This is a genomic window from Gammaproteobacteria bacterium, assembly GCA_030680605.1.
In the GTDB taxonomy this organism is placed as follows: domain Bacteria; phylum Pseudomonadota; class Gammaproteobacteria; order SURF-13; family SURF-13; genus JAQBXX01.
Map to the genome: position 1 here is coordinate 158,822 of JAUXUQ010000007.1, position 22,268 is coordinate 181,089.

Below are 22,268 nucleotides of genomic sequence, written 5' to 3' on the forward strand. Positions count from 1 at the left end.
GTCATCCGGCTCCGGGGGTGGTTGGTGCTTTTTCTCCCGCTCTGGCTGCTCCGGGATATGCCTTCGCTTTGTACCCGACTCCTGTGGGCGAACGGGGCGGACTGCCGGTATGTGATTGATGTCACCAACGTCACTCACATCGCCTCCATACCCATCCTAGAGCGAGCTCATCTCCTTCCATTCCTCTGCAGAGAGAAATTTATTGAGATCAATCAGTATAAGCAGCTCTTCATTGCGGCTCGACACGCCCTGGATGTATCTCGAGCTTTCATCGCTGCCTACGTTGGGCGCCGTCTCAATTTCGGAGACGCGCAGATCAACAACTTCCGCTACGCTGTCCACCAGTATGCCCACTACATGTTTATTCACCTCAATAATCACGATGCGCGTGCTGTCATCCATGTCTCTTGGCATGAGCCCGAAGCGCTTGCGGGTATCGATTACTGTGACCACGTTACCACGCAGATTGATGATGCCCAGCACGTAGTCAGGCGAACCCGGCACCGGCGCTATCTCGGTGACACGCAATACCTCCTGCACCTGCATGACATTAATGCCATAGGTCTCGTTATCCAGACGAAAAGTCACCCACTGTATGATTGGATCGGCTGCCTGTGCGGCGTGATTCATGGCGTTATCCTCATGTATGCACTAAAAAACCATTTACTCCGAAGTTGCGTTTTGGCGCGCGCCAACCCGTTGATTGACGCGGCCTGCTTGCCCCTGAATCAAGCACGAAGCATGCCAGATATCGCGCACTGCAGGGACTAGCGACCGGGCAACCCCTGCGCCAGCTCAGTGGCAAAGGCCTGGGTGTCGAGCAACGCACTTAAATGTGCCGTAACCGTACCCACTAACCAAGGCCGTTCCGTGCGCGCGCTGCGCCAGCGCACATCTTGCGCTCTCAGGGTAATCACCTCGCCGATGTCTTCGCAGGCGAGGCCCCATTCGCCACCACCGATCAGAATGATGTGGCGCAGGTTCATCTCTTCGGGGCGTCGCTGCCTTGGCGCGATCAGGGCGCCGGTATCGATAACCTTGACGTTGCAGCCAAGATGCACCCGCACCCCCAGGAAAAACGGGGCATGGCCCGGCAATGGCGTTATGCCTTTTGACCAGGTCAGCACGCCATGCAGCTCCGCCAGTGGCACAGCAAGCGTCAGCCCGGCCACACTGAACAGCAGCACCTGAAACGGCCCATCGGTCAGGGCAGACGGGGGCTCCTCTGCCTTTACCGGTACCTGTTGTGCGACAGCAACGCAGGCTGGCGCCTCGACGGGCAGCGGCTGCTCGCTCAGCAACGACCTCAGGTAAACATCCAGCGCCTGGGCCTGATCCACCAGGGGAGGTGCCGTATTCTGTACTTCCGGCACGTGCAACGGGCTCATCCCGCCTTCCTTTGCAGGCCCATGTCAGCGTACTGCAGCATGTCGAGCAACGCACCATAGGCGTGGCAGGCACGCGCCTCTGGCACATAAAACGGCAAGGGGGTGTTCCTGTAACTGGCCTCGCGCAACAGTGTATCCACCGGGATCTCGCTATCCCAGCACTGGGCAGGGTAACGTTCGCGCAAGGTGTGCACACTGGTGTGCGCGGCACGCGTACGCCGGTCGAACAGCGTGGGAACAATGGTATACGGCAGCGGTAACCTGCGTGCGCGCGTGATCATAGTGAGTGTGGAAAGCATGCGCTCAAGCCCCTTGATCGCCAGGAACTCCGTCTGCACCGGAATCAGCAGGTGATCACACGCGGCAAGCGCATTCACCATCAGCACACCCAGTACCGGCGGGCAATCAAGCACAACATAGTCAAATGAGCCGGAGACGCGGGTCAGCGCCCGGGCCAGCACCAGCCCCATGCCATCCTGCACACCGGATTGGCGATCCAGCGTAGCCAGGGCGGTGGACGCCGGCATCAGCCACAGTCGGTTAAATGCGGTGCGCGTGATGATATCCCGTGGGTCAATCTCACCGTGGCGCTGAAACAGAGTGTACAGACTCCTGGAATCTGACTCTGGATCTTGCCCTAAATAACTGGTCAACGACCCATGCGGATCCATATCGACCAGCAGCGTGCTGTAGCCGCGCCGTGCCAGCAGGCCTGCCAGCGTAATTGCCGTAGTAGTCTTGCCTACGCCCCCCTTCTGATTTGCCACTGCCCATACCTTCATTGCTGCACCTCCTTGGGTGGCGCCGTATTCAGGCCAAATGGTGTGCCGCCGACAGGCGGTAACGTAAGTGGCGTGAACAATCGAATAGGCGGTGAAATCGGTGCTACGATCGCGGGCCGGGCAGGCGCCACCGCTCCCGCACGCGTGGTGGTGGCCGCCGGTACCTGGACTTGGACTGTGGCTGCAGGCGCGGGTGCCACTGTGACGGGCGCTACAGCGGCAGAAGATTCCATACCTGTCACTACCGCCGGCGGCGTAATGACAAGGGGCTGTGTGGGCGGCTCCACCACCCCTGCCGGCACACTGGCAGCAAGAGGCTGTGTGGGCGGCTCCACCCCTGCCGGCACACTGGCAGGAAGAGGAAGCTCCGTCGGCGCCATGCTGGTAGCGTCTACCACTGCCGCAGGTGCCGCAGTCGTCGGCAACTTGGCAGCAGGCGTGGACCTGTCACGGCTGATCCCTGAGTGCGCAGTCTCCAGCTGTTGCCGCATGCTGTCATCCGCCAGCACCAGGAGCACAATGCGTCTGTTTTTGCGGCGTCCTTCTACGGTTGTATTATCCGCCACCGGTCGCTGCTCGCCATATCCCAGCGCCACGAGGCGCGACTCCTCTATTCCTTCGTTGGCCAGCAAATGAGCCACGCTTGCCGCACGCGCGGCGGACAATTCCCAGTTAGAGGGAAATGCGAGCGTCTTGATGGGGATGTTATCGGTAAACCCCTCTACATGGATAACATTGGAAAACGGGCTGAGCACATCCGCGATTCTTTTCATGATCGGCAGGGACTGGGGTTCAGGTCTGGCACGCCCGCTCGAAAACAACACGCTCTCATTGATCTCAATCTCCAGCCAGCGTATGTCACTGTTCAAGGTCACCAGCCTTTGCTGCACCAGCTCAGAAAGTGCCTGCGCGATCTCTGCCGCGATCTCCGGCATGGACTTCTGTCTGGCAGCATTTATATTCTCCTCGCCCTGCGGCGCGGTAAATTTTTTATCCCGGACTGCGGCAGCCTCCACAGGCGGCTCCCCAAACAGCTTGATCGGCTTGTCCTGTGGCGGGGTTTCCTCTATGTCAACTTTTGTATCAGGGAAAGGTGGCCTTGGCGGCAACAGCACTGTGGGCTTCTTCAGGATATTCTGACTTTCCGGTGTGGGTGACTTGGACGGAACACCAACCTGGATCGGTTCTATACTCTTGGGGGCGGCGCGAAATGCGGCCACCAGCGAGTCGGATAACACGCGGTGCTTGCCTTCATTGACGGATGAAATGGCGTACATCACGACGAAGAAGGCGAATAGCAGAGTGATAAAATCTGCATAGGACACGAGCCAGCGTTCGTGGTTTTCGTGCTCTTCATGTTTTTTCTTTCTGGCCATATATACTCAGATGAAAAAGCAAGGTGAGAAACTGAAAGTCGCCGGATATTACGGTGCCGTATGACGCACATGACCCTGTTCCCCTGCCTGATTGCACCTTCGCCCGCCGTTAATGTGCATACCCTTGCAACTTGGTCTCTATATTTCTCGGGTTCTCGCCCTGCGCAATGGAAATAATGCCCTCCAGTATCATGGTGCGGAACTGGGTCTGGTAATGAATCAGGCTCTTCAGCTTGACGGCGAAGGGCAGAAAAAAGAGATTGGCCAACCCCACACCATAAATTGTCGCCACAAACGCCACCGCGATACCTCCACCCAGCGCCGAAGGATCCGCCAGATTTCCCATCACGTGAATCAGACCCATCACCGCGCCAATGATACCGACGGTGGGACAATAACCTCCCATTCCTTCGTATACCTTCGCCGCCTGGGTATCATGATGCTCACGCGCATCAATCTCGACTTCGAGTATGGTGCGAATCACTTCCGGCTCACTACCATCCACCAGCAACTGCAAGCCTTTGCGCGCAAAGAGGTCAGGTTCGGTCTCAGTCACCGCCTCGAGGCCCAGCAGACCTTCCTTGCGGGCAATATTGCTCCAGTTGACAATCTTCTCAATGGCTTCATGCGCTGCCAGCTTGGGCGGCAAAAACACCCACTTGGAAATCGCGAGCGAGTGCATGAAGACAGGCAACGGGGTCTGCAACATGACCGCCCCAACGGTGCCGCCCAGCACGATCAGCAGCGCTACAGCATTCATGATGCTGCCGATATGTCCGCCCTCGAGCACCTGACCGCCGAGGATGGAGCCGAAGGCCACTACCAGACCTATTAAACTTAGAATATCCACTGCCTAAACCTGTCGCGTGAGACACGCACCCATCTCGCTTAGTGGCAATACATGATCCGCCAGGCCTGCCTCCACAATGGCAAGCGGCATTCCGTACACTACACAGCTCTGCTCATCCTGCGCCCAGACTGTTGCACCACCACGCTTCAACAGCCGCGCACCCTCACGCCCATCCGCGCCCATGCCGGTAAGAATCAGGGCGAGCGTCTGACCAGGCATTATCTTGGCAATGGAGGAGAATGTGATATCGACACAAGGCTTATATATCTGATCTTCATTGTCCTGTATCCGTACACGTGTTACACCGCCACTGCTCTGCTCCAGCACCATCTGATGTCCACCCGGCGCCAGCAGCGCCGTCCCTGGGACGAGCATGTCGCCATCCACGGCCTGTTTCACACTGATACTGCACAACTGATCCAGCCGCTGCGCGAATGCAGGCGTAAAGCTTTCCGGCATGTGTTGCACCAGCAACAGTGGCAATGGAAAGTTCCTGGGCAGTTTTGTCAAAACCTGCTGCAGTGCAATAGGCCCGCCTGTCGATGTACCAATCGCAACCAGCTTGCACCCCGACTTGATGCCCGCGATACCCATACGCTGCTGTGTAGCCGCATTGACCGCAGGCAGCTTGCTCGTCACTGGTGACACGGTCGCAGCTGATGCAGAGGATGCCATGCGCAGGCCGTTTTTACCCAGCGCGAGCACACGCGAGCACAAAAGTTTCTTGGCCTCGTTGCGATCCGCAGCAATGTCTTCAAACCGCTTGGGAAGAAAATCGAGCGCACCAGCCTCCAGCGCATCCAGCGTGGCCTTCGCACCTTCCGTGGTCAGCGACGAAAACATAAGTACCGGCGTTGGGCGGGTAAGCATGAGCTTACGCACAGCGCTGATTCCATCGAGCACTGGCATCTCAATGTCCATTGTCACTACATCGGGTCTGAGCTTCAATGCCATCTCGACGCCTACAGCGCCATTCGGCGCCTCACCCACCACTTCTATTTCACTGTCACTGCTCAGTATTTCTGTAACTCGACGCCTGAAAAATCCTGAATCATCAACCACCAGCACACGCACCGGCATATAGCTGCTCCTTTACGCCTTCCGCGCATATTCTTTCATCAGCCCGGGCACATCCAGAATGAGTGCAATACGCCCGTCGCCCGTGATCGTTGCGCCAGACAGCCCATGCGTTCCATGCAACATGGCACCCAGCGGCTTGATCACAACTTCCTCCTGACCTATCAGTTGATCGACGACAAATCCGACGCGCTGGATACCGATGTTCACAATTACCACATGGCCGTGCACACCGCGCCCTGACCCATGCGCACTATTAATCAACCACTCACGCAGATAGAAAAGCGGCAACACCCTGTCTCTCACCGTGACTGTCAACTGACCGTCTACGCTGTTGGTGCGCGTGAGATCGAGATTGAATATTTCATGCACACTCACCAGTGGCAGCGCGAATATCTGTGTGCCCAGAACTACCATCAAGGTGGGCATGATGGCGAGCGTGAGCGGCACCTTGATAATGATGCGTGTGCCCTGCCCCAGGCGGGAATCTATTTCGATCACGCCGTTCAGTTGAGCGATACGCGTCTTTACCACATCCATCCCCACACCGCGTCCGGAGACATCCGATATTTCGGTCTTGGTGGAGAAACCGGGCATGAAAATCAGGTTGTAACACTCACCAGAATCAAGCCGTGCGGCAACGTCAGCGTCCATTAGCCCTTTTTCAACCACTTTGCGCCGCAATACTTCGTGATCCATACCGCCGCCATCATCGCTGATGGCAAGCAGAATATGGTCGCCCTCCTGTGCAGCGGACAGCACCACCGTACCATTACGCGGCTTGCCCGCAGCGACGCGTACATCCGGCATTTCTATACCATGATCGACTGAGTTCCTCACCAGATGCACCAATGGATCCGCCAGCGCCTCTACCAGGTTTTTATCCAGATCAGTGTCTTCGCCCTTGAGCTCAAGCGTCACCTCTTTGCGCAGGCTGCGCGCGAGATCGCGCACAACGCGCGGGAAACGTCCGAATACTTTTTTAATTGGCTGCATACGGGTCTTCATAACTGCTGTCTGCAGGCTTGCCGTCACCACATCCAGATTGCCGACCGCCTTGGTCATTTCCTCGTCTGAAAGCGACGCTTCAAGCGTCACCAGCCGGTTGCGCACCAGCACCAGCTCACCCACCATGTTCATGATGTCGTCGATACGTTTGGTATCCACACGCACCGTGGTTTCTACCGCAGCACTGGCGTGCTCAACCTCGGCCTTGGCAGCGGGTACAGGTGCAGCCGCCGTATCTCTTTTATCGGCCCTGGCCGCCGCCGCAACCGGCGCTACGGGCTTGCTTGCGCCGCCGGCATGCAGCTGATCCAGCAGTGCCTCAAATTCGGCATCCGTGATTTCGTCAGTGCCTGCTTTCGCTGGTGTGCTGGCCTTGGCTGCCACAGGAGGCGCAACTACCGGCGCCGGCTGGGGAGCCCCCTGATGCATCCCCTTGCCATGTATCTGATCCAGCAGCGCATCAAACTCGCTGTCTGTTATATCACCCGCCGGCACTGCCGCAGGCGTGGCTTGCCCAGCAGCAGATGTGTGTGCGGGGTTATCGTACAGTTCATTCAGCAGGTCTTTGCAGTCGCTCTCGCTCAAACCTTCGCAGGGATCATTGGGCGTTTGCGCATGGATTGCGGCCGCTTGCATCGGTGGTGCCGACGGCGGCGCTTCAAACTCATCCGCAGCAGGCTTGGCCAACACATCCAGCGCGGCCAGCAGCTCGGGTGAAGCTGCCACAGGCTCTGCGCCCGTGCGTATTGCTTCATGCATCCGGTTGACACTGTCCAGCACTTGCAGCACCACATCCATCAACACCGGATCAACCTTGCGTTCACCCTGGCGCAGAGTATTGAATACATCTTCTGCCCGATGGCATACCTCAACCAGCGTGGTCAGGGCAAGGAAGCTCGCCCCACCCTTGATGGTATGGAACCCGCGGAATACGGCGTTGAGCAAGGCATTGTCATCCGGGCGTATTTCCAGATCGACCAGTTGTTCGCCCAGCTTTTCCAGTATTTCGCCTGACTCAACCAGAAAGTCCTGCAAGATTTCATCGTCGTCTTCCATCATACCGCCCTCAGAATCCCAAGCTTGACAGCAAATCGTCCACGTTGTCCTGGCCTACCACCACATCCGGATGTTCGGCGTTGACCTGCGGGCCATCAAGGCCGGCTTTGTGCTGCCGATCACCTGCCGGCATCATGTGCTGCCCGGATATCTTTATCAGCCGCACCAGACTATCCTCGACATCCTGAACCAGCTTGATCACGCGACGAATGATCTGACCGGTGATATCCTGGTAATCCTGCGCCAGCAAGACATCTGACAGGTTGCTGTGTATCGTCGACGAGCAACTCAACACCAATGGAAGAAACTTTCCCACTTCCTGGCTCAACTCCTTGAATTCCCCCGCACTCAGTTCGCGCCGCAGCAGACGCTCCCACTTTTTCGTCAGCACAGCAGCCTGCTGCTCCAGTTGCTCGGACAGCGGGATGGTTTCCTCCACAGCTGACAACGTACGGTGTGCAGCCTGATCCGTCATGGTGATTACATAGTTCAGACGCTCCTTGGCGTCCGGAATCTCGTGCGACGCAAGATCCGCCATGCGCTCATCAAAGCGGAAGCTGTTCAGTGTGTCGTGAAACTCGCGCGTAAGCTTGCCCAGCTCCTGAAACAGGCTGGACTCACGCAAGCGCATTATCTCATCCAGAGTTCTATTTATTTCGTTCTCGTTGCCGCCCTCAAGCTGTGCAATCAATGCATGCGCATGCCCCAGCAGGTCATCTTTATTTATAGTTTTGTCATCGGCCATCGTTATGTTCCTTGAGGGATGGGTTATCCGGGCAGCTGCTGCTCGCACTCAGGCAGTAGACTCCAGGCGCTCGAATATCTTGTCTATTTTTTCTTTCAGGGTAACCGCCGTGAATGGTTTCACGATGTAGCCGTTGACACCCGCCTGCGCTGCCTCGACAATCTGCTCGCGCTTTGACTCAGCCGTCACCATCAGTACTGGCAGGCTGGCCAGCTTCGGATCGGCACGCACAGCTTTCAACAGGTCAATGCCCTGCATCCCGGGCATGTTCCAGTCGGTCACAAGAAAATCAAAGCCGCCCGCCTGCAGTATGGGGAGCGCAGTATTTCCATCATCCGCTTCACTCGTATTATTGAAGCCCAGATCACGCAGCAGATTCTTGATAATGCGCCGCATAGTGGAAAAATCATCCACAATGAGAATCTTCATGTTCTTGTCCAAGACAACCTCCTTACCAATGGATACCAACGACAACCATCATCTATGACGCCATGCGCAGCTTTTTATTGTCACGCTTCTTCCCCTTCGGCACCGCTTCATTTCGTTCCGACTCATTTGTCAGGCGAGCCCGCAGACGCAACATCGCCTGCGTATGTATCTGACTAACACGTGACTCACTCACCTCAAGGATATCGCCAATCTCCCGCAGATTGAGTTCTTCGTCGTAGTAAAGCGCAAGAACCAGACGCTCACGCTCAGGAAGATTTTCAATGGCCACTGCCAGTATTGCCTGAAAATCGGCGTTCTGAAGGCTCTCCAGCGGAGTTGCGCCCGCATCCTGAGCCTCGTTGTGACCATAACTACCCTCTTCCGCCAATGCATCAAGACTCAAAAGCGAGTGGCCACTCGCATCCTGCAGCAGCAGGTGATAGTCACGCAGCGACATACCGAGCACAGCCGCCACCTCATGGTCCTGTGCATGCCGCCCCAGGCTGTTCTCAATGCCGCGCACCGCATCTGCGATCATGCGCGCCTTGCGGTGCACAGAGCGTGGCGCCCAGTCGCTTCTGCGCACTTCATCCAGCATGGCGCCACGAACACGGATACCGGCGTAGGTCTCGAAACTTGCACCCTGGCTGGCATCGTAATGCCGCGCCGCTTCCAGCAAACCGATCATGCCGGCCTGAATCAGGTCATCCACCTGCACACTGGGCGGCAATCGGGTCATCAGGTGATAGGCAATCCTCTTGACCAGCGGGGCGTGCCGTGTCACCAGCTCCTCTTGTGCGCCAGGCTGGGTGGCGGTATAAAGAGCTACACCTTTCATGGCCTTGCCTCCTCAACCCCCGCCTCCTGCGCCGCAGCGGCGACTGTCGGTAACGCCTGCACCATGCGCTCCAAAAAAAACTCCATGCCACCGGTTGCCTGTTGTGGCGCAGGCCAGCTCACTATCTTCTGTGCCAGACCCTTGAATGCAAGCGAGGCCTTGCTGCGTGGATAGGCCTGTACGATGGCCTGCTGCTTCTGCACTGCCTTGCGCAGATAGTCGTCATAGGGCACTGCCCCCATATAGGTAAGCACGACATCCAGAAATCGATCCGTCACACGCGACACCTTGGCGAACAAATCTCGCCCTTCATGCGCGCCATGCACCATGTTGGCGAGAATATGAATGCGTGAGCACCCGTGCTCACGCGACAGGAGCTTGATAAGTGCATAGGCATCGGTAATGGAGGCAGGCTCGTCACACACCACCATGATAACTTCCTGCGCGGCACGGGTGAAACTCACCACGCTGTCGGAGATGCCAGCGGCGGTATCTATCAACAACACATCGAGCTTATGCGTAATCTCGCTGAATGCATTCACAATGCCTGCATGCTGCAATGGACCCAGCTCGGCCATAGCCTGAATACCTGACGCAGCAGGAATGATACGCAGCCCCGGCACCGGGCCCGGAACAATGATTTCCTCCAGTGAGCGCACGCCGGTCAGCACATGTGACAGATTGTAGGTAGGGTGGAGCCCCAACATGACATCGATATTGGCAAGACCCAGGTCGGCATCAAGCAGCATCACGTCCTTGCCCATGTTGGCCAGCGCCACCGCAAGGTTGGCCGAGACGTTGGTCTTGCCCACCCCGCCCTTGCCACTGGCGACCGCAATAACCCGCACCGGGCTGGGTTTCGTGATGCGGCGCAGGCCCGCCGCCTGATCGTGCTGGCGTTCAGAGATGAGCATCGGCAAGCAACCCCCCTAGCGCGAGCTCCAGTGATTCGTCCTGCATCTGCTCTCCACTCTGCTGCATGACTGTCACCCCGCGTATGATCAGTGAGTGAGCGCGTGCGGGCTGAATATCTTCCGGTACCCGTTGGCCGTTACTGACATAGGCAACCGGCAATTTATGTTCGATAACGGCAGAAAGTGCCGCCCCCAGGCTTACCGCCTCGTCCAGCTTGGTCAGTATGCAACCGTTCGGCTTTGCGGCATGAAACGCCTGTACGATCTGGTTCAGTGATGTGACGCTACTGGTGGCTGACAACACCAGATAGCTCTTGAGCGGTATTCCGGCCGCAGCACTATTTCTCAGCAGCGCAAGCTGGGTTGACAGTCGCTGGTCACGCTGGCTCATGCCGGCGGTATCGATCAACACCAGCTGCTTATCGCGCAACTCCTCCAGAATGCTGCGTAACTCTTCTTCACTGGTCGCAAGATATACCGGCATGTTCAGAATGCGTCCATAGATACGTAGCTGCTCGTGCGCACCAATGCGGTAACTATCTGTACTTACCAGTGCCACACGATTCGGGCCGTGGCGCAGGGTGTAGCGAGCCGCAAGCTTTGCAATGGTCGTGGTCTTGCCCACGCCTGTAGGGCCCACCAGAGCCACCACCCCTCCCTCGGTGAGAATATCGTCATCCGTGACCGCAAGATAGTGTGACAACAGGCCGAGGCCATGGCGCCAGGCATGGTCAAAATCGACGTCCTCGGATACGGAGTCCGTGATCTGCTGGCACAGATGCGGGCTCAGCCCAAGCTCCATGAACCGTCGCAGCAGTGTGGCACGCAAAGGACTGCGCCTGCCGACATCACCCCAGGCCAACCCGGAAATCTGGTTTTCCAGCAGGCTGCGCAGGGTAGACAGCTCATGCCGCATTTCAACCAGCGCAGGCTCCTGCGACCACTCCACGAGGGGGCGGCCCTTGGGCGCGGATTTATAGCCCGGCTGTCGCAACGATGAACTGTCCTTGGCCTTGGCCTCCTGCACTGTCTCCTCGCCAGCAGCAGTAGCAGCTACAAGCGGCGGCTTGCCTTGGGCAGGCGGCTGGCGCTTGGCACTTTCTCCCTGCCCGGAGGCTGCCTGCGCCCCCAGACTGCTGAACAATGCCTCGTCATAATCCGCCGCAGCAACGATCTCAACCCCGCCCTGCACCGGACGGTTGGAAAGTATCACCGCCTCTGGCCCCAGTGCTTCACGCACCTTATGGATGGCCTGCCGTATATCCGCTGCAAAAAATCGTTTAATCTTCATTTGATACCTCGGCCTGTACTCCACCCAACTCTCATTTTCCGATACTTGCCACGATCTTGATATGCTTGTTGTCAGGCACTTCGTTGTACGCCAGCACATAGAGCCCGGAAATACGATGGCGCACAAACCGCGCCAGCATCACCCGTAGTTGCGCCGGAACCAGCAACACGGCCGGCTGACCCAGCGCCTCCTGCCGCTTTACGGCATCCGACAAGGAGGTGTGTATGCGTTCCGCCAACCCCGGCTCAATACTTGCGCCATCCACACTTTGCATTGATTTCTGCAATATCTGTTCCAACTCCTGACCGAGCGAAATCACCGGGAGCTCGCGCTCAATACCATTGATTTGCTGAACAATAGTGCGACCGAGCGCCACCCGCACGGCGCTGGTAAGAAATGTGGTGTCCTGGTTGCGCGATGCATGCTCCGCCAGAGTTTCGGCGATGCGTCGCATGTCACGAATCGGGATATTCTCCTCCAGCAGGTTTTGCAGAACTTTCACCAGCACCGCAGGCGCAATGGTCTTGGGTACCAGTTCCTCCACCAGCTTGGGCGCCGTCTTGGCAAGGTTGTCGAGCAGATGCTGCACATCGTCCCGGCCGAGCAGTTCATGCGCATGAGTTTGCAGCAACTGGTTGATATGTGTTGCCACCACCGTACTTGCATCCACCACAGTATAGCCCATAGTCTGGGCCTGCTCGCGCTGGCCGGGCTCTATCCACACCGCATCCAGGCCAAAGGCCGGATCCTTGGCGGGAAAGCCTTGCAAGGTGCCGAACACGCGCCCGGGGTTAATGGCCAGCTCACGCTCCGAATAGATTTCGGCCTCCCCCACCGTTGCCCCCATAAGCGTGATGCGGTACGCATTGGGTGCCAGGTCGAGATTGTCACGGATATGCACTGGCGGCGTGAGAAAGCCCAGATCATGTGACAGTTTTTTACGCACGCCCTTGATGCGCGCCATGAGTTGCCCACCCTGTGACTTGTCCACCAACGGAATCAAACGATAACCTACTTCGAGTCCGACGCTATCCACCGGCACCACGTCATCCCAACTGAGATCCCTGTGCTCGGTACTGGCCTCAGCCACCGGGATGGGTGCAGGAGCATTCTGTGCCGCCTTGCCTCGCTCGGAAATCACCCAGGCAGCGGCACCTGCGATAGCCGCGAGCGTTAAAAACGCCACATTGGGCATGCCCGGCACCAGGCCCATGGCGCCGATGATGATGGCCGTCACCGCCAGCGCCCGCGGGCTGCCGAACAGCTGACCAAGAATCTGCTCGCCCATGTCCTGCGCACTGGAAACACGCGTCACCATGATCGCAGCTGCTGTGGACAGCACCAGCGCCGGAATCTGCGCCACCAACCCGTCACCAATGGTAAGCAGTGCGTAGTTGCGCATCGCATCGCCAAAGGAAAGATCATGCTGCAGAGTGCCGATGGCAACACCACCGATCATGTTGATCAAAAGCACCAATATACCCGCCACAGCATCGCCGCGCACAAATTTGCTGGCACCGTCCATCGATCCGTAAAAATCCGCTTCCTGAACCACTTCGGTGCGACGCAGCTTGGCCTCGGCCTGGTTGATAACTCCGGCGTTAACATCCGCATCAATCGCCATCTGCTTGCCCGGCATGGCATCCAGGGTAAAGCGTGCACTCACCTCCGAGATACGCCCCGCGCCTTTGGTAATGACGACAAAATTAATGATGACCAGAATCATGAAGACCAGAAAGCCAACGGTGTAGTTTCCTCCCACCACGAACTGGCCGAAGGCACTGATCACCTGGCCCGCCGAATCATGCCCCTGATGGCCATTTAGCAGCACCACGCGAGTCGAGGCAATATTGAGCGCCAGGCGCAACAGCGTGGCCAGCAACAGAACCGTTGGGAATACTGCAAAATCAAGCGGGCGCTGCGCATATACACAGGCCAGCAGCACCACCATCGCCAGCGCGATATTAAAGGTGAACAGGATATCCAGCGCAAACGGCGGCAACGGCACGACCAGCATCGCCAGCATAAGAACCAGCAGCGCCATGGCACCAAGTCCGCTGCGGGACAGCATCTGGAACCGGTCAAGCACGGTCACCTCGGCCATCAGTCGCGTCTCCATTCTTCAGGAATAGAAAAGTCCGGAAGTTGCGGCTCCACCCCATGCTCCTGCCGCGCAGTTTTCAGTTGGTATACATAGGCAAGCACCTGCGCCACCGCCTTGTAAAGGGCCGCCGGAACCTCCTGGTTTAATTCAACACCGTGATATACCGCACGCGCAAGCGATGGCGCCTGCACACAGGTGACACCGGCCTCAGCAGCCACCCGGCGAATCTCTGCAGCAATCAGGTCGCGGCCCTTGGCCACCAGCCGGGGTGCGCGCATCCTGCTCTGGTCATAACGCAGTGCAACGGAATAATGCGTCGGATTGGTAATGATGACGTCAGCCTTCGGCACCTCGGCCATCATGCGACGTTCTGCCATGTCACGCTGCAGTTTTCGAATGCGCCCCTTTACCTCCGGGCTGCCGTCAGTCTCCTTCAGCTCGTCTCTGACCTCCTGGCGCGTCATGCGCAACTGCTTGGCATGCTGCCAAAGCTGGAAGGGTACATCCGCGATCACCACCACAATGAGTGGCAACGAGATCAGCAGAAACGACCACACGAGTATGCTCCCTGCCTGCACCAGCGCAGCCCCGGGTGTTTCGACCCCAAGATGCAGCAGATCTCCAGCATTAGTCCATAGCATCATGATGAGCGCGGTCCCGATCAACGCGAACTTCACCAAGGCCTTGAACAGCTCCATTGCGCCATGCGAACCAAACATGCGCTTCAAGCCAGCCGCCGGACTGACGCGGCTGAAGCGGAATTTCATGGAAGATGTACTGAAAGACCAGCCACCCAGTGCAACCGGCGCAATCATTGCAGCCAGCGAAAGCAGTGCCAGCAGGGGCATCAGCACCCATAACGCGCCCAGCGTTGCCTGCCCAAACAGCATGGCTGGCGCATGCACATTGAAAATATCGGCCCGGCTTATTTGCAGGCCCTTCTGCATCAGTCCGCCCAAGCCTTGCACAATACCGTCGCCAAGAAAAAAAAACCCCACTGCGGAAGTCAGCAGCAATACCAGCGTATTCAGCTCGCGTGAACGTGGAATCTGGCCTTTTTTACGCGCCTCCTGCAGGCGCTTGGGTGTCGCCTGTTCAGTACGTTCCTGGGCTTTATCCTGCTCGGCCATCGCATCAGTCTCGCAATGTCACAATATGACGCAGCAACGCAAATATCTCGTCCATCAAGCCCATTAGCTGTGGCAACAGATTCGGCAATGTGACATAGACGATCAGCAATCCCAGCAGGATGATCGCCATGAATCCCACGGCAAAGATATTGAGCTGGGGGGCGGCGCGCGTCATGATGCCAAAACCGATATTCGCCAGCAGCAGTGCACACACTGCCGGCAGCGCAATCAGCACGGCCCATACAAACATGCGCCCCGCCCAGTTCACCAGATCCCACAGCCCCTCCAGCGCAATACCCTGCGTACCCACCGGCAATGCATCGAAACTGTCCACCAGGGCCTCAATCAACAGAAGGTGTCCGTTCAGGGTGAGAAACAGCAGCGTCACCGTCACAGTATAGAACTGCCCAACCACCGGCACCGAGACGCCGCTGACAGGATCATTCATTGCAGCAAACCCCAACCCCATGCCCATACTTATGACCTGTCCGCCCACCACAAATGCACTGAACACCAGCTGCAATGCAAACCCCATGACCAGGCCAATCATTACTTGCGCAATAACCACGCGCACCGCCTCTGCACTCAAGGGATCCAGAGCAGGTGCTGCCGGCAACATCGGAGCGATGACAATCGTCAGTGCCACGGCAAGCCCGATACGCACCCGCATGGGTACTGTGCGGGTACCAAACAGCGGCGCCGCCCCCACCAGAGCACCAATGCGAAACAGTGGCCACAGATAGGTGCCGACGAGGGACATTATTTCGGCACTGCTGAATCGCATGGCGCTATCCAATCATGCCGGGAATGTTGTCATACAGGCGCTGTGTAAAGCCCATCAGGAGCTGCAACATCCAGGGTCCGCCAATCGCCATCGCCAGCACTGTGACCAGCAGCTTTGGGATAAAACTCAATGTTATCTCATTAATTTGTGTCGCTGCCTGAAACAGGCTCACTACCAGACCGGCCGCCAGTGCGGGCAGCAACACCACTCCCAACAGCAGCAATGTAACCTCCATCGCCTGCCCCATGAATGCAATGACTGCTTCAGGCGTCATGATCTTTTACACGTAGAAACTGGAGGCAAGGGTGCCTATCACCAGCGCCCACCCATCCACCAGCACAAACAGCATGATCTTGAACGGCAGTGAAATGATCAGTGGCGAGAGCATCATCATACCCATGGCCATGAGCACACTTGCCACCACCAGATCAATGATCAAAAACGGTATGAATATCAGAAATCCTATCTGGAAGGCGGTCTTGAGCTCACTGGTAACAAACGCTGGCACCAGCAGCGAGAACGGCACCGCGTCATGCGACTCCAGCCCTTCCTTGCCCGAGATGCGCGCAAACAGTGCCAGATCACTATCACGGGTCTGCGACATCATGAACGCCCTGAAGGGCTTGCTGCCACGCTCCAGGGCCTCCTGTTGCGATATCTGCTCACTCATGTAAGGCTGCACGGCCTCCTGGTAGGCCTTGTCGAATACCGGTGTCATGATAAAAAAAGTAAGAAACAGCGCAAGACCAACCAGTATCTGGTTGGTGGGTGTCTGTGCGGTTCCGAGTGCCTGGCGCAGAATCGCCAGTACGATAATAATCCGGGTGAACGACGTCATCATGATCAGCGCTGCGGGAAGTAACGTGAGAGCCGTCATCAGCACGAGCACCTGAATGCTCAGCGTGTACGTCTGGCTTCCGTCTGCGTCTGTGGTCACCGACAAGGCACTGAGTCCTGGCGCAGCCAGCACATCCCACGGTAACAGCACGCTGGCGCAGGCAAGCACAACAGACACTGCTCGCGGCCATGTCCATGCTTGCATCATGACCGGCTACCCGGTTTTGCGGCAGTACCTCTGGACGCCGACTGCCCCAGCATCTGCTTCAGGCGGTCATGGAAACGCATACCCGTATCCGCCTCTCCTTCTGCCAGCAGCGCCTGATCCAGCACATGCAAAGTGCTTACATGGCCCGGTGCAATACCGAGCAACAACTGCCTGTCACCGACCTGTATCAACACCACCCGTTCACGCGAACCCAGCGGCATGCTGGCCAACACCTTGAGCGCGCCCTGGGCACCTGTCTGCAACTGCGCAACACGCCGCAGCAGCCACGCCGCGGCAATAATCACCACCACTACCGCTATCAGACCCAGAATCGTCTGCACGACAGCACCCGCTGTCAGCGTACTGCTATACGCTCCATTGCCTGCCGGCTCAGCCGCATGGGCAAGGTTGACCAGCGCTACCTGGGCAAGAACACCGCAGGCAGCAGCCCTCGATATGGCGTGTGGGGCACATGCCCGCAGCCAGCGCATGCTCACCTCAGTTTCTTCACGCGCTCGGCAGCGCTGATGACATCAGTCAGGCGAATACCGAACTTGTCATTCACGACCACAACCTCGCCATGCGCGACAAGGCAATTATTTACCAGCACGTCCATTGGTTCACCGGCCAGGCGATCCAGCTCCACCACTGAACCCTGATTCAATTTCAGCAGATTACGGATACTGATCTTGGTGCGCCCGATCTCCATCGAGAGCGTGACCGGAATATCAAGAATGACTTCCAGATTCGCTTCGTCCCCACCCGCTGATGACAATGGCTCATCCGCATCCAGCTCCTGGAACTCGGCACGGGCATAGTTGGTCTTCTTCACCTCAGGGGGAGGAGAAGGTGCGACGCTTGCAGCCGCCGCCTCAACAACAGGCTCACCGGCTTCAGGCTGCTTGGCTGCATCCGTGTCGGCCTGCTCAGCCAGGGCAGCTGCCCATTCATCAGGTACCGCTTCAGTGTCAGCTGTAGTTTCATCAACGCTCATAAGTCACTCCTGCACAACGGTAGCTAGCATTACATTTGCGATGGACGCATAACTGACTCCACCACCTTGATGGCATTGTTGCCACGGGAAATTCCATAGCGACCACGAAAAATGGGGATATCCTCCGAGCGCGCCAGCACCAGGCTGGGCACATCAACCGGAATTACATCGCCGGGCTTCAGCGTTAACAACTCCCGCAATGAAAGCTGGGTTTCAAGCAGCGTGCTGCTGACCTCGACCATCGCCCCTTTCATTTCATCACGCAACGCATGTGACCAACGCTCATCCACCTCCGAGCGATCACTCTGGACTCCTGCATCCAGCAATTCGCGAATTGGCTCCAGCATGGAATACGGCATGGTGACATGCAGATCCCCGCCACCACCGTCAAGCTCGATATGAAATGTGGTGACTACCACCACCTCACTCGGACTTACAATGTTGGCAAATTGCGGATTGACCTCTGAGCTCAGATATTCAAAGTCTACGGGCATTACCGGTGACCAGGCTTCCTTGAGATCCTTGTAGGCCTGCTTCAGTATCATCTGAACCACGCGCAACTCTGTAGGGGTAAACTCACGCCCCTCGATCTTGGCGTGGAAACGGCCATCGCCTCCGAAATAGTTATCCACAACGATGAATACCAGCTTGGGATCAAGAATGAATAGCGCTGTTCCGCGTAGTGGTTTGATCCGCGTCATATTGAGGCTGGTTGGCACAAACAGACTGTGTACATATTCAGCAAACTTCATCATCTGCACCTGACCAACGGAAATTTCCGCAGAGCGGCGCATCAGGTTAAACAGGCTGATTCTGAAGTAGCGGGCAAAGCGCTCGTTCACCATTTCCAGCGTGGGCATACGTCCACGCACGATACGTTCCTGATTATTGAAGTCAAAGGATTGCGCTGTGCCGGGCTCCACCGGGCCGGACGCTTCGGTCTTGACGTCTCCACTCGATACACCGTTTAACAGCGCATCGATTTCGTCCTGGGATAAAAGATCGTTGAGGGCCATATCTGCTCTACTGCATCACAAAGCTGGTGAAATACACATCTTCAATTCCGCCCTGTCCGGTTCGCTCTACCAGAATCTTGTTAATCTCGGCCAATGCACTGGCACGCAGGTTTTCCTTGCCCTCACGTGTACTGATATCACTGTAACTTTGGCTGCTGAGCAACAGGATAAGATTGCTCCGGATAACCGGCGTGTGCGTCTTTACCGCCTCCATCACAAGCACATCCCGCGCACTTACCTCCACAGAAATCTGGAGAAAGCGCACTTGGGACTGATCCTGAAAATTCACGACAAAGGGCGGCTCCAGGGCCTGATAGAGGATCGGCTTTTCCGGTCCCTTGGCCTTCTTTTTATCGCCTTTGCCCTTCGCACCCTTCTTCTTCGAATCTTTACTTGCCTCGACGCCGTCAGCACCCCCCTCCTGTGCACTGAAGCCAGGCAACATGCCCGCAAAATACAGGCCGCCTGCCGTGGCTCCGCCAACAAGCAGCAGGCCGACCACGCTCCACACGATGATCTTTGTAACTGAACGTTTTTTAGGCGGCGGCGCTTGCTCGGTGTCCAACTCCAAATCTTCATCCACGGGCATCGGTGTCCTCCATTGAAATAATTGCTGCGCCTGCAATAGCTACTGCAAGGGATGTGCCACCACCTGCGCCTGCGGTCTGGCGCCTGTGTTTATCAATAAGTTAGTAATGCAGATTGGGATTCTGACGGGGCATTGACGAGCATGCGAACGCGAGCGGCGGAAAGTTGGCATGACCTGGAGCCATACGCAAGCCCCACGGGAAATACCCTCAGGCAGTCGGGTTGGCCTGTCGCAACTTATATATACCCGAGTGGAGACGTCTTCAGCCAGCGCTCAAACTCCGGGGCCGGTACCGGCTGGCTGATGCAGTACCCCTGCGCAAAATCACACCCAAGCAACGCGAGCATACCCTGTACATGGCTGCTTTCGACCCCTTCTGCCACCACCCTGAAACCCAGGTTATGGCCGAGATCAATAGTAGAGCGCACGATGGTCGCATCGCCTTCATCTGTGGCCATGTCGATCACGAACGATCGATCAATCTTGAGGGTATCGATGGGCAGCCTCTTTAAATAGGCGAGCGAGGAGTACCCCGTACCGAAATCGTCAATGGCAATACTGACCCCGAGCTCATGCAGCTCCCGCACCACCCTGTGGCCACGCTCAAAGTCATTCATCAGGCCATTCTCAGTGATCTCGATCTCGAGCAACCGGCCCGGCACCCGTGCCCGACCGAGTATCGCCCCGACCCGATCAACCAGCCTGGGTGCCTGGAAGCTGCGGGTCGAGACATTGACCGCCACCGGGAGCTCCATCCCGGCCTCCCGCCAACGCCCGATATGAGCCACCGCACTCTGCACTACCCAATCGGTAAGGGCATTGATAAGACCGGTTTGCTCGGCTGCGGGCAGAAACTCGGCGGGCAAGATCAGTCCGTGTTTGGGGTGGTGCCAGCGGAGCAGCGCCTCGGCCCCGGTGACGCGATTGGATGCAAGCGATATTATGGGCTGGAAGTACAGCTCGAATTCGTGGCGCTTGAGCGCATGCCGCAGATCACCCGACAACTGCAGGCGCTGAGTGGTGTTGGTATCCGACTGATAGTCGTAGAAACGAAATCCTGTGTCAGCCTGCTTGGCGGCGTACATCGCCACGTCGGCACGGCGCATCAGTGTACTGGTGTCATCTCCGTCATCCGGGAACAACGTGATTCCTATCGCCGCGCCGAGATAGAGCTCGTTGTCCTCATGGCACAGTGGCTCATTGAAACAATCCGTCACGTGGCTGGCCACGCGCTCTGCATCAACTCTTCCGTTCACTACATCAGGTAGCAGGATGGCGAATTCGTCCCCGCCAAGTCGCGCCAATGTATCCGAGTCGCGCAGCATGGACTTCAGGCGCATGCCCACGAGGCGCAGTATCTCGTCACCAATATGGTGCCCCAGCGTATCGTTGATCTCCTTGAAGTGGTTGAGATCAAGCAGCATCAGCGCCACCATTTTCCCTTCACGGCGTGCTCCAGAAATGGCCTGGTCGACGCGGTCATGCCACAGCGTGCGGTTGGGAAGGCCGGTAAGTTCATCCGTGGTGGCCAGCCGACGCAGGTGTTCGCGATTTCTCTTGGACTCTGAAATATCCTCCAGCAATCCGTCAACACGCAATACCTTGCCCTCGGTATCGGTAAACGGCTGGAACACGCGCCGAAACCAGCGCTCGCGCCCCTCCGGCCCGATGACCCGGCTCTCCACCTCTACCCGGTTACCCTGGACTGCCTGCTGCCAGGCAGCCCCAACCATTTCCTGATCGTCAGGAACAGTCCACTTCAGGCACGGAATCGGCATGCTGATGTCGGTACCGCAGACTTGATAGGCATTGGGACTGACATAGAGGGGTTGCTGGGTAGTCGTGTCTATCGACCATAAAAGCTGGGGGATATTGCTGAGCAGACTCTCCACACGCTCTCGCAGATCAACCACCTTTTTATGTTCTTCTGCCACGGCCCCGACTGCCTCTGCCCAGTACCCCTCAAGCATCATGCCCATGTCACGGAACAGCAGCCTGGAAACCACAGCCAGCAAACGTTTATGCCCTGAGCTGTCCATCTGCTGCAGACCCAGAATCACTATGCGCAAATGATCGAGATAAAGCCAATAGGCACCCATGATCCAGGCTGGCTCGATACCGTAATGGCAATGTATTTTTCCTATTGCCATCAGCCTTTCTGCGTTGCCATCACTGACATCGCCTGAAAGCAGTGCGGTCAGATGGTCCTGTTGTTTCTTGACCAGGGCGTCGATGGAGTTGCCGCTGCGCTGATACTCGGCAAGCACGCCTGCGGTAGCGGCAAAATTAAACAGGTAGTTGTAGAACAATTGGCCGAAGCGTTCCGAGCCTTGCAGCAACGCATCGTGACAGACGCCCAGCAGATGCAGGTCTTCGCTGGTAATACCCAGAAACTTGCTGAACTCCCGGTTGAGATCGGGAATACTCTTGCGCCCCGACCTATGCATGGATTTGGCCAGGCCAAGCGGTGCGTGGTTATCCCTGGAAGAAACCATACATGGTGGAATATTTTATTTTGTGTTATGGATAGTACACATATCCTCAACCTATCCGCAAGGCATAAGCACCCGTCCTCATGGACGGGTCGGCCTGATCCGAAACTGCAGGCTCAGGCCAGCCTGAACCTTGCCACCAGCGATTGCAGCCCGGTCGCAAGCCGCGCCAGCTCATTGCTGGCCTCTGCCGTTTGCTGCGTGCCGGTGGTGGCCTGACCCGCCACCTGGCTGATATTGACGATGTTGCGGTTGATCTCTTCCGCCACCTTGCTCTGCTCTTCGGCCGCGCTCGCGATCTGCGTGTTCATGTCACTGATGTTGGCCGCGACCTGCGTGATCGACTCCAGCGATACCCCG

General features: G+C 57.2%; 23 protein-coding genes. All 23 read right to left on the reverse strand.

The genetic code is table 11. The annotated features are described in order from the left end of the window. Window positions 1-156: 156 nt before the first annotated feature. The gene (locus Q8L89_04115; protein MDP1708232.1) at window positions 157-630 is read right to left on the reverse strand and encodes a chemotaxis protein CheW; all 474 of its coding nucleotides are present in this window, start codon (window positions 628-630) and stop codon (window positions 157-159) included. Window positions 631-767: 137 nt separating this feature from the next. Further along, a complete protein-coding gene (locus tag Q8L89_04120) occupies window positions 768-1,388 on the reverse strand; it encodes a chemotaxis protein CheW (protein MDP1708233.1) in 621 nt (206 codons plus the stop codon). Then, complete coding sequence (locus tag Q8L89_04125; protein ID MDP1708234.1) at window positions 1,385-2,170, reverse strand: ParA family protein; 786 nt, start codon at window positions 2,168-2,170, stop codon at window positions 1,385-1,387. Before Q8L89_04125 ends, Q8L89_04120 begins: the two co-directional genes overlap by 4 nt. Beyond that, window positions 2,167-3,546 carry a flagellar motor protein MotD gene (gene motD, locus Q8L89_04130; protein ID MDP1708235.1) on the reverse strand — a complete coding sequence of 460 codons (1,380 nt, stop codon included), beginning with the start codon at window positions 3,544-3,546 and terminating at the stop codon, window positions 2,167-2,169. Before motD ends, Q8L89_04125 begins: the two co-directional genes overlap by 4 nt. 109 nt (window positions 3,547-3,655) lie before the next feature. Then, window positions 3,656-4,396, reverse strand: a complete 741-nt coding sequence (locus tag Q8L89_04135) for a flagellar motor protein (protein ID MDP1708236.1) — start codon at window positions 4,394-4,396, stop codon at window positions 3,656-3,658. 3 nt (window positions 4,397-4,399) lie between these two features. Continuing rightward, on the reverse strand, window positions 4,400-5,476 hold the full coding sequence (locus Q8L89_04140) for a chemotaxis response regulator protein-glutamate methylesterase (protein ID MDP1708237.1): 1,077 nt from the start codon (window positions 5,474-5,476) through the stop codon (window positions 4,400-4,402). A 12-nt stretch (window positions 5,477-5,488) separates the two neighbouring features. Further along, window positions 5,489-7,540, reverse strand: coding sequence for a chemotaxis protein CheA (locus Q8L89_04145; protein MDP1708238.1), 2,052 nt, complete (start codon window positions 7,538-7,540; stop codon window positions 5,489-5,491). Between the two features lie 7 nt (window positions 7,541-7,547). Further along, window positions 7,548-8,282: a protein phosphatase CheZ gene (locus tag Q8L89_04150; GenBank protein MDP1708239.1), complete on the reverse strand. Its 735-nt coding sequence runs from the start codon at window positions 8,280-8,282 to the stop codon at window positions 7,548-7,550. Between the two features lie 48 nt (window positions 8,283-8,330). Beyond that, window positions 8,331-8,723: a chemotaxis response regulator CheY gene (cheY, locus tag Q8L89_04155; protein MDP1708240.1), complete on the reverse strand. Its 393-nt coding sequence runs from the start codon at window positions 8,721-8,723 to the stop codon at window positions 8,331-8,333. A gap of 40 nt (window positions 8,724-8,763) precedes the next feature. Beyond that, window positions 8,764-9,549: an RNA polymerase sigma factor FliA gene (locus Q8L89_04160; GenBank protein ID MDP1708241.1), complete on the reverse strand. Its 786-nt coding sequence runs from the start codon at window positions 9,547-9,549 to the stop codon at window positions 8,764-8,766. Next, window positions 9,546-10,463, reverse strand: coding sequence for a MinD/ParA family protein (locus Q8L89_04165; protein ID MDP1708242.1), 918 nt, complete (start codon window positions 10,461-10,463; stop codon window positions 9,546-9,548). Before Q8L89_04165 ends, Q8L89_04160 begins: the two co-directional genes overlap by 4 nt. Then, complete coding sequence (gene flhF, locus Q8L89_04170) at window positions 10,450-11,754, reverse strand: flagellar biosynthesis protein FlhF (GenBank protein ID MDP1708243.1); 1,305 nt, start codon at window positions 11,752-11,754, stop codon at window positions 10,450-10,452. The genes Q8L89_04165 and flhF overlap by 14 nt, the downstream gene beginning before the upstream one ends. A gap of 31 nt (window positions 11,755-11,785) precedes the next feature. Continuing rightward, window positions 11,786-13,858, reverse strand: a complete 2,073-nt coding sequence (gene flhA, locus Q8L89_04175; GenBank protein MDP1708244.1) for a flagellar biosynthesis protein FlhA — start codon at window positions 13,856-13,858, stop codon at window positions 11,786-11,788. Beyond that, window positions 13,858-14,988: a flagellar biosynthesis protein FlhB gene (flhB, locus tag Q8L89_04180; protein ID MDP1708245.1), complete on the reverse strand. Its 1,131-nt coding sequence runs from the start codon at window positions 14,986-14,988 to the stop codon at window positions 13,858-13,860. The genes flhA and flhB overlap by 1 nt, the downstream gene beginning before the upstream one ends. Before the next feature lie 4 nt (window positions 14,989-14,992). Then, window positions 14,993-15,772: a flagellar biosynthetic protein FliR gene (fliR, locus tag Q8L89_04185; protein MDP1708246.1), complete on the reverse strand. Its 780-nt coding sequence runs from the start codon at window positions 15,770-15,772 to the stop codon at window positions 14,993-14,995. Between the two features lie 4 nt (window positions 15,773-15,776). Next, entirely contained in the window at window positions 15,777-16,046 is a 270-nt protein-coding gene (fliQ, locus tag Q8L89_04190; GenBank protein MDP1708247.1) for a flagellar biosynthesis protein FliQ, read from the reverse strand. Window positions 16,047-16,052: 6 nt separating this feature from the next. Beyond that, complete coding sequence (gene fliP / locus Q8L89_04195; GenBank protein ID MDP1708248.1) at window positions 16,053-16,817, reverse strand: flagellar type III secretion system pore protein FliP; 765 nt, start codon at window positions 16,815-16,817, stop codon at window positions 16,053-16,055. Then, the gene (gene fliO, locus Q8L89_04200) at window positions 16,814-17,308 is read right to left on the reverse strand and encodes a flagellar biosynthetic protein FliO (protein ID MDP1708249.1); all 495 of its coding nucleotides are present in this window, start codon (window positions 17,306-17,308) and stop codon (window positions 16,814-16,816) included. The genes fliP and fliO overlap by 4 nt, the downstream gene beginning before the upstream one ends. A gap of 2 nt (window positions 17,309-17,310) precedes the next feature. Continuing rightward, complete coding sequence (gene fliN / locus Q8L89_04205) at window positions 17,311-17,811, reverse strand: flagellar motor switch protein FliN (protein MDP1708250.1); 501 nt, start codon at window positions 17,809-17,811, stop codon at window positions 17,311-17,313. 29 nt (window positions 17,812-17,840) lie between these two features. Then, window positions 17,841-18,827: a flagellar motor switch protein FliM gene (gene fliM, locus Q8L89_04210; GenBank protein MDP1708251.1), complete on the reverse strand. Its 987-nt coding sequence runs from the start codon at window positions 18,825-18,827 to the stop codon at window positions 17,841-17,843. A 7-nt stretch (window positions 18,828-18,834) separates the two neighbouring features. Beyond that, on the reverse strand, window positions 18,835-19,452 hold the full coding sequence (locus Q8L89_04215) for a flagellar basal body-associated FliL family protein (protein ID MDP1708252.1): 618 nt from the start codon (window positions 19,450-19,452) through the stop codon (window positions 18,835-18,837). Between the two features lie 200 nt (window positions 19,453-19,652). Beyond that, window positions 19,653-21,863 carry an EAL domain-containing protein gene (locus tag Q8L89_04220; protein ID MDP1708253.1) on the reverse strand — a complete coding sequence of 737 codons (2,211 nt, stop codon included), beginning with the start codon at window positions 21,861-21,863 and terminating at the stop codon, window positions 19,653-19,655. 161 nt (window positions 21,864-22,024) lie between these two features. Next, window positions 22,025-22,268 (reverse strand): methyl-accepting chemotaxis protein (locus tag Q8L89_04225; GenBank protein ID MDP1708254.1); only part of this gene is annotated, 244 nt, incomplete at its 5' end.

Bases quoted from the DNA above. Each gene is read 5' to 3' on its own strand.
- Q8L89_04115 (MDP1708232.1), bottom strand. From the start codon at position 630: ATGAATCACGCCGCACAGGCAGCCGATCCAATCATACAGTGGGTGACT.
- Q8L89_04120 (MDP1708233.1), bottom strand. From the start codon at position 1,388: ATGAGCCCGTTGCACGTGCCGGAAGTACAGAATACGGCACCTCCCCTG.
- Q8L89_04125 (MDP1708234.1), bottom strand. From the start codon at position 2,170: ATGAAGGTATGGGCAGTGGCAAATCAGAAGGGGGGCGTAGGCAAGACT.
- motD (MDP1708235.1), bottom strand. From the start codon at position 3,546: ATGGCCAGAAAGAAAAAACATGAAGAGCACGAAAACCACGAACGCTGG.
- Q8L89_04140 (MDP1708237.1), bottom strand. From the start codon at position 5,476: ATGCCGGTGCGTGTGCTGGTGGTTGATGATTCAGGATTTTTCAGGCGT.
- Q8L89_04145 (MDP1708238.1), bottom strand. From the start codon at position 7,540: ATGATGGAAGACGACGATGAAATCTTGCAGGACTTTCTGGTTGAGTCA.
- Q8L89_04150 (MDP1708239.1), bottom strand. From the start codon at position 8,282: ATGGCCGATGACAAAACTATAAATAAAGATGACCTGCTGGGGCATGCG.
- Q8L89_04160 (MDP1708241.1), bottom strand. From the start codon at position 9,549: ATGAAAGGTGTAGCTCTTTATACCGCCACCCAGCCTGGCGCACAAGAG.
- Q8L89_04165 (MDP1708242.1), bottom strand. From the start codon at position 10,463: ATGCTCATCTCTGAACGCCAGCACGATCAGGCGGCGGGCCTGCGCCGC.
- flhF (MDP1708243.1), bottom strand. From the start codon at position 11,754: ATGAAGATTAAACGATTTTTTGCAGCGGATATACGGCAGGCCATCCAT.
- flhA (MDP1708244.1), bottom strand. From the start codon at position 13,858: ATGGCCGAGGTGACCGTGCTTGACCGGTTCCAGATGCTGTCCCGCAGC.
- flhB (MDP1708245.1), bottom strand. From the start codon at position 14,988: ATGGCCGAGCAGGATAAAGCCCAGGAACGTACTGAACAGGCGACACCC.
- fliR (MDP1708246.1), bottom strand. From the start codon at position 15,772: ATGCGATTCAGCAGTGCCGAAATAATGTCCCTCGTCGGCACCTATCTG.
- fliQ (MDP1708247.1), bottom strand. From the start codon at position 16,046: ATGACGCCTGAAGCAGTCATTGCATTCATGGGGCAGGCGATGGAGGTT.
- fliP (MDP1708248.1), bottom strand. From the start codon at position 16,817: ATGATGCAAGCATGGACATGGCCGCGAGCAGTGTCTGTTGTGCTTGCC.
- fliO (MDP1708249.1), bottom strand. From the start codon at position 17,308: ATGCGCTGGCTGCGGGCATGTGCCCCACACGCCATATCGAGGGCTGCT.
- fliN (MDP1708250.1), bottom strand. From the start codon at position 17,811: ATGAGCGTTGATGAAACTACAGCTGACACTGAAGCGGTACCTGATGAA.
- fliM (MDP1708251.1), bottom strand. From the start codon at position 18,827: ATGGCCCTCAACGATCTTTTATCCCAGGACGAAATCGATGCGCTGTTA.
- Q8L89_04220 (MDP1708253.1), bottom strand. From the start codon at position 21,863: ATGCATAGGTCGGGGCGCAAGAGTATTCCCGATCTCAACCGGGAGTTC.